Raw genomic sequence first — 6,919 nt, 5'->3', positions numbered from 1 at the left:
TTCAAAACGAATGCGATCTGCGCTTCCGAAAACTTCGATGCTTTCATGGAAATCTCCTTCTCCCAGATAAGGGATCATAAGTGGAAAATTCCAGTTCTGAATGGCCTAATTTAACGGGGGCACGTCAGCCTTGGGGCTATTGCCTGGGCAGATGACGGTGCTGCTCCGCTTGCTGGCGCAGGCCAGATGATGGCCTCGGGTGCCGGTGGCTTGTATCCAAGCGACGAGTGTGGCCTCTCGGTGTTGTAGTACCGCCGCCAGGCTTCGATGATGATCTTGGCCTCGGCGAGGCTGTAGAAGATCTCACCGTCGAGCAGTTCGTCGCGGAGCTTCGAGTTGAAGCTCTCGCAGTAGCCGTTCTCCCAAGGGCTTCCAGGTTCGATGAACGCTGTCTTTGCGCCGACGGCTACGATCCACTCCCGTACAGCCTTGGCGATGAACTCCGGGCCGTTGTCGGAACGGACATGGCCGGGCACACCACGCAGGATGAACAGGTCCGACAGGGCGTCGATGACGTCGGTCGAGTTGAGCTTGCGATCGATGCGGATTGCAAGGCATTCCCTGGTGAACTCGTCGATGATGTTGAGCATGCGGAATCTCCTGCCATCGTGGGTCCGACCCTCGACGAAGTCATAGGACCAGACATGGTTTGGATGCTCGGGTCGAAGCCGGATGCACGATCCGTCATTCAACCAGAGCCGCCCCTTCTTCGGTTGCTTCTGGGGAACCTTCAGCCCCTCCCGCCGCCAGATCCGTTCGACACGCTTGGCGTTCACCGTCCAGCCTTCAGACCGCAGCATCGCCGTGATCCTGCGATAGCCATAACGGCCATAGCGGGAAGCGAGCCGGATGATGTCGGAGGTCAACGCCTCTTCATCGGGCCGGCCTTGCGGCTTTTTGCGCTGGGTCGAACGATGCTGGCCGAGAACCTTGCAGGCAAACCGCTCCGACACGGAGAACTTCGCCATGACACGATCGACGCAACGGCGACGGCGAGCGGGGCTCAGAAGTTTCCCGAGGCAGCCTCTTTCAGGATCAGCTTCTCGAGTGTCAGGTCCGAGACCGCCTTGCGCAGCCGGTCATTCTCTTTCTCGAGCTCCTTCAGCCGCTTCACCTGGTCACCCTTCAGGCCACCGAACTCCTTGCGCCACCGGTAATACGTAAACTGCGTCACGCCGATCAAACGGACCGCTTCTCCGACAGAACGACCTTGCGACAACAGAACATCGACTTGGCGCAGCTTCGCCACGATCTCTTCGGGTTTGTGCTTCTTCTGGGGCATTCCAACGTCCTCCTACGGCTCAATAGCCTACTTCAGGGAGGACCACTTTTCAGGGGGCAGACCAAGCATGGGTGGAAAGCCACCTCTTGTTTGCCGCTGGAGGGGGATATCATAGGCTTTATGTTGATTCATTACAGTATCTGTTGCAAAGCTCACCCTGAAATTATGGGTTAAGTTTGAGGGCATGATGCGACATTCTATATTAGACAAAACCAGAGAAGGGAAGTTGTATGGAGAAACCCGCCTACGACCGATGCGATTCAATAAAAATATACACTACTTACGCGGGATAGCAGCAGCACTCGTACTTTTGGGACACTCTGGTCACTATCTAAAAGAGTACTTGAACATAGATTGGGCGGCAGCGGTTTTTCCACATACTTTAGGTCTCTGGGGCGTAGGCGTTTTTTTTGCAATTTCAGGATATCTTATGGCGACGCTGGTCCACAAAGACGACTGGGCGTCCTTTTTGTTTAAGAGGTTGGCCAGAATATACCCACTTTTCTTTTTAGTTACGGCGATTAGTGTCCTGTGCTTTCCAGAAGCCTACCCGTCTCCATACAATATCTATAGCGCGGTTTTGGCACCCATGCCTGCAGCAACGTACCCACTTCGAGTCGAATGGACCCTGGTACACGAAATATACTTTTATGTACTACTCACTATCTTCTTGTTGACAGGGAAAGCCAAAATTATCCCATATTTTGCTGCTGTGTGGATCGTCATTACACTTTATGTGTCTATTTCCGGAATGGCGTTACCACGGATTGGCCGGGCTGACTTTTTTGAAATATTTATCATGCCTGCCAACTCTGCGTTCGCTGTCGGATTACTTATCCCTTTATTCGCTCAACGGTTTACGACTCCGCTTGTTTCGATATTTCTTTTTGTTGTACTATTAATAGTGCAACATCATGTACCAGCATCGTTCAACCGAGTCACATCAGGCATCGGATCCGGGTTTTTAGTGCTCGCAGCCGTACAAAGTTCATTCGCCGCCCCAAGGTTTATAGATATCACACTGCATAAGCTAGGGGACTGGAGTTACGCTATGTACTTAGTCCATGTCAGTATATTTGTCGCCATTCTTCCAATATTAGATCCATCACACGACTTTTTTACTTGGGCCATAGCCTCCTTCCTTGCAGTATTTTTTTCAATAATATTTGGTGAAATTGATATTTTTATAGTTAAAATGTCTAAAATAGTAATTCCATTGATAAGTTATAGATTAGCGTGCCTAATATGCTCATTATTCCTGATTTTATATTTTTCTGTCTCAATTTTAAACGTTTTTAATGTATCTTTCATAAACGGTGACCGTATGTGAGGTTGATGAGACTCGGCAGTTCATCAGGGCTAAATCAAACTAGCCGACCTGTCCGGTGAAATGGGGAGCACTCCACCGGCCCAATAAAGGGCGGACGAATGAAGAAGCAGGAGGCAGGCATGAAGGTGGCTGACCTGTGCCGCAAGTATGGTAACGTCCCGATTGTTCCCGTCTTTTGAACCAGGGCCTCGCCGTGACGCGCGGTTAATTCGCGCGTCACGTTTTTTCGAACTATCCATATTAACTGCGGATTTTAATCATTGCCCAACGCAGAGGAGACGTAATTTTCCAAGAAGTAGAAAACTTGTAAGCTCCAATTTCTGCCCTTAATATCGCAATTTCCTGATTTGAGTGATTCAACTGTTGTCTCAGCGTGGTCACTTCATTCTCTTTAGATTTAATGGTGTCGGCCTTTTCAGTGGTCAGGTTGGCTATCTGCGTTTTGAAGATCTCGACCTGTTGCTTCAGCGCGGCCACTTCATTCTCTTTAGATTTAATGGTGTCGGCCTTTTCAGTTGTCAGGTCGGCTATCTGCGTTTTGAAGATCTCGACCTGTTGCTTCAGCGCGGCCACTTCATTCTCTTTAGATTTAATGGTGTCGGCCTTTTCAGTGGTCAGGTCGGCTATCTGCGTTTTGAAGGTTTCAACCTGCTGCTTCAGCGATTTCAACTCGTTATCGGCAACTTTCTGGGGGGGAGATGCGAAAAGTTTTGCAGCTGCCCAGGCGTTAGTACCTGCGCCCTCAGCCACAAATTGAAGTGCGTGATTTACCAAGCGTGAAGCGATAGGTACGCCGAAACTTGGAATATTTTCCCGGAGTGGGGAATTCTTCCCGACAGCAAGAACACCGAGGCCATGGCAATGACCAAACTCCAAATACGCGTATTTCTCGCGAATCGCTTGCCAGAAGCGCCAGACTCCAAAGCCAGTCCTAAACTCATTCGTGTCATGAAAAATTATGACGCCAATGTCTGACATTTTCGGCAACCAAGTATCAAAGTCATTCTGGACAGCCTCTTCTGAGTGGAAGCCGTCGATATGAAGCAGATCGATAGACCCATCTTCAAACTGTTCTGCCGCTTGGTGAAAGTTCGACCTTATATATCCAGCGAAATCGCTATAGCGACTTAGGTTGTTGAGGAACGAATTGAAAACCTCCGAGCTATGAAAACCGGCTTGACGTTCACCAATCCAATTATCAACCCCTACGCACTCACAGGCTATATTTCCGTAGTCAACCGCTTGGCAGGCTGCGAGAAAGCTTCCACCGTTATGGACGCCGAGTTCTACGAACCGGCGAGGTTTCAGGAATGAAATAAGGCTGAAAAGAAAGGGAATATGCTCACCCCACGCCGACGGAACGTATTTCTCTATTTTCCAGAACATGGAGCTGAACGCATTGAAAACATCAACGTCCCGAATATCGGGTCGTTTTTCAATCTTAAGCTTGGAGAAGGACTTCGCCCCCATATCCAATTCATGCTTAACCTTATTTTCCGCCGATACTATGATTTCGTCATTAATGCCCACAAGCCCCTCCTAGTTTAAGATGTAGATGTTGATAGAGGTGGTTCGGTTTGTCTGAACAGTTTCGGGCGTTTCGTTAAGTGGATTTCCGCCGCGATTATGCCGCCACCATCATTGGTGTCAGCGCGTTGAAGTAGACCTGATCCGGCGTCTGCCGGTCAAGGGATGAATGTGGGCGTCGGCTATTGTAAAAGGTCAGATATCGACCGATGCCGACGAGGGCCTCAGACACGGTCTTGTAGGCGTGGAGATAAACCTCCTCATATTTGATCGACCGCCAGAGCCGCTCGACGAAGACATTGTCCCGCCACGCGCCCTTGCCATCCATCGAGATGGCGACTTCCGCCTTCTTCAGCACGGTGGTGAAGTCAATGGACGTGAACTGCGATCCCTGGACGCCCTTCTGTTTGTCAAGCGACGATCCTGGTTTGATTGATCTGCTTCTGGCGACGCATGATGATGCCGAAGACTTCCCGAGCGATGTAACGTTTCAATGCCCGGATTGCATCGAGCTTGGAGTGGCCCGCAGCCATACGGCGAGCGACATACTGCTTTGTCTTGTCATCGGTCCTGAGGCGGCCAATTGCAATGATATGGAGGGCGCTATTGGCAAGCCGGTCGCCGCCCCGGTTCAGACGATGTCTTGTGGTCTTTCCTGAGGATGCTGGCACAGGGCTGACGCCGCAGAGCGCCGCGAAACTTGCTTCTGACTTCAATCGCTCGGGATTGTCGCCGGCGGTGAGCAAAAGCTGCGCGGCGCTGTTGTGTCCAATTGAATTACGTTCGACAAGGTCCGGAGCCAGGTCTTCGACGATTGCAGCGATCATCATGTCGAGATCGGCAATCTCATCATGCAGTTCGAGGTATCTGCGACCAAGCGACTTCAGGGTAATCCGATACGCCGCTTCCACATCGCGATAGGCTGTCAAGTCCGGACGCCAGGCGGCAAGCAATCGAACCAGTTGCATGGTAACGGCCCGATTGTTACCGTGGGGAATATGTCTTGACACGTTCGACGACTTCTTGGTCATCGACAAAGCAGTCGAGGAATTCTTGCCATTTTGCGGCTGATTTGCGCGCGTCGGCGAGCATCTGTCTGAGTTCATCGATGCCGTCGTCCGTCAGGGCGCTCGTAGTCTGGTCGTCGCCGGTTACGACGGTGATGATATTGCCATAGGTCAGGTTGTCGTCATTGTAGATGATCGCTTGAAGAAGATCGACATCCTCTTCGAGCATTTCGGCGACATATTCGAGCGTGTAGACAAACGTGACCGTGGCCATCAGGCTGCCTCAGCGTGTTCTGCTGCGAGAGGCTTCCAGTTCCATGGGAGCAACTCATCGAGCCGATTGATTTTGTGATCATGAATGCGGTCGAGCACATCGGCCAGATAGGCTTGCGGGTTGATGCCGTTCATCTTCGCCGTTTCAATGATCGTCATGGCGCGTGCCAGAGTTTCCGCGCCGGTATCAGCACCTGCGAATAACCAATTCCGGCGTCCAACACCAATGGGCCTCAGGGCTCGCTCCGCAGCGTTGTTGTCTATGGCCACACGCCCGTCCTCCAGAAACAGGGATAATGACGGCCATCTGCTCAGCCCATAGCGCAAAGCCTTCGCCAATTCGCTTTTACCCGGAATGCGAAGCAACTGCTTTTCCGCCCATGCGCGCAGTTCCTCGACCTTCGGCTTGCTGTGCTTTTGACGCGTGACAAGCCGCACATCGGCGGGACGGCCTGCAATACCCCGCTCGATATCATACAGCGCACCGATCCGATCAAGCGCCTCGCGCGCAATCCCGGATTTGTTCGCGGCCCAGATGTCATGAAAGTCACGCCGCCAATGCGCCCAGCAGGAAGCCTCGCGGAAGCGGCAGTTCCCACCCGCATCAGGTTCGTATAGTTTTGTGTAGCCTTTATAACCATCGGCCTGGAGGATGCCGCTCGCTTCTCGCAGATGATGGTGGACGTGCTCTTCCTTCCAGTCGGGAGCGCAGTAATAAACCGCACCCGGTGGTGCGCTACCCGCCCATGGACGTTGATCGCGGACATATGTCCAGATCCTGCCCTTCTTCACACCTTTGCCCAATCCCTTGTCGCGCAATGAGCGATCCAGCACCCGGATTGGTGTATCGTCAGCATGGAGGAGATCGCTTTTCATAATCTCCTTCTCAATGCGCTCGATCAGCGGACGGAGCACCTGCATGGCACGACCGCACCAGTCCACCAGTGTGCTGTCAGGTATATCGGCTCCCATCCGCGCGAAGATTTCGTTGAGGCGATAGAGCGGCAGATGATCGTCGAACTTCGAGACCAGGATATAGGCCAGAAGCCCGGCACCCGCCATACTACCCGGTATCGGGCGGCTGGGCGCAGGTACCTGCACCATTCTCTCACAGCAACGGCACGACTTTTTTGGTCGGGCGATCTCGATGACCTTCATCGTGGCTGCGATCATGTCGAGGATTTCGCTGACATCCTCTGCGACAAGGCGTAATTCTCCGCCACAGGCAGGACAACAATGACCGGGATCCAGTTCCCGGCGTTCGCGAACGGCATTTTCCGACACACGCGGACGTCGACGCAGTGGCCGGGATTGTGAAGTCTCCTCCGGACCACAAGCTGTATCGTCTTCAAACTCTTCGACGGGCACAGTCTGTGAGCGTCCGGCGAAAGGATTTTCGCTGGGTCGAGAGATGCAATCTATGGGCTTCGCTTAGCCTCATCTGCCATGACACGCTCGATCATTTCGGGATCGCATAGTTGATCGAGGAGGAGCTGGCGG

4 protein-coding genes and 3 pseudogenes are annotated in these 6,919 nt (G+C 52.4%); 1 reads left to right on the top strand and 6 read right to left on the bottom strand.

The window, feature by feature from the left end; all coding sequences use genetic code 11:
• Positions 1–110 precede the first annotated feature (110 nt).
• A protein-coding gene (locus F9K91_RS25170; protein WP_151679038.1) for an IS3 family transposase occupies positions 111–1,282 on the bottom strand; the annotation gives its coding sequence in 2 pieces (ribosomal slippage) (positions 111–1,018 and positions 1,018–1,282; 1,173 coding nt in all).
• 226 nt (positions 1,283–1,508) lie between these two features.
• Between F9K91_RS25170 and F9K91_RS25165 the strand changes: the two genes are divergently transcribed.
• Positions 1,509–2,612 (top strand): acyltransferase family protein, encoded by a 1,104-nt coding sequence (locus F9K91_RS25165; protein WP_167522285.1) that lies wholly within the window; start codon positions 1,509–1,511, stop codon positions 2,610–2,612.
• A gap of 240 nt (positions 2,613–2,852) precedes the next feature.
• Here the strand turns inward: F9K91_RS25165 and F9K91_RS25160 are convergent, their stop codons facing one another.
• From F9K91_RS25160 to tnpC, 5 genes and pseudogenes are all read right to left on the bottom strand, one after another.
• Positions 2,853–4,142, bottom strand: a complete 1,290-nt coding sequence (locus tag F9K91_RS25160; RefSeq protein ID WP_151679036.1) for a class I SAM-dependent methyltransferase — start codon at positions 4,140–4,142, stop codon at positions 2,853–2,855.
• A gap of 94 nt (positions 4,143–4,236) precedes the next feature.
• Positions 4,237–4,533, bottom strand: a pseudogene (locus F9K91_RS25150) (transposase); the annotation flags it as partial.
• A 16-nt stretch (positions 4,534–4,549) separates the two neighbouring features.
• A pseudogene (locus tag F9K91_RS25145) lies at positions 4,550–5,119 on the bottom strand (transposase); the annotation flags it as partial.
• Positions 5,120–5,123: 4 nt separating this feature from the next.
• Positions 5,124–5,420: a hypothetical protein gene (locus F9K91_RS25140; RefSeq protein WP_151679035.1), complete on the bottom strand. Its 297-nt coding sequence runs from the start codon at positions 5,418–5,420 to the stop codon at positions 5,124–5,126.
• A pseudogene (gene tnpC, locus F9K91_RS25135) lies at positions 5,420–6,727 on the bottom strand (IS66 family transposase); the annotation flags it as partial. The pseudogene tnpC and the gene F9K91_RS25140, both read right to left, overlap by 1 nt.
• Between the last annotated feature and the right edge of the window lie 192 nt (positions 6,728–6,919).

Source organism: Brucella tritici (assembly GCF_008932295.1).
Classification (GTDB): Bacteria; Pseudomonadota; Alphaproteobacteria; order Rhizobiales; family Rhizobiaceae; genus Brucella; species Brucella tritici.
Note: the sequence above shows the minus strand (reverse complement) of the source record. Positions and strands in the feature narration are given on the sequence as shown.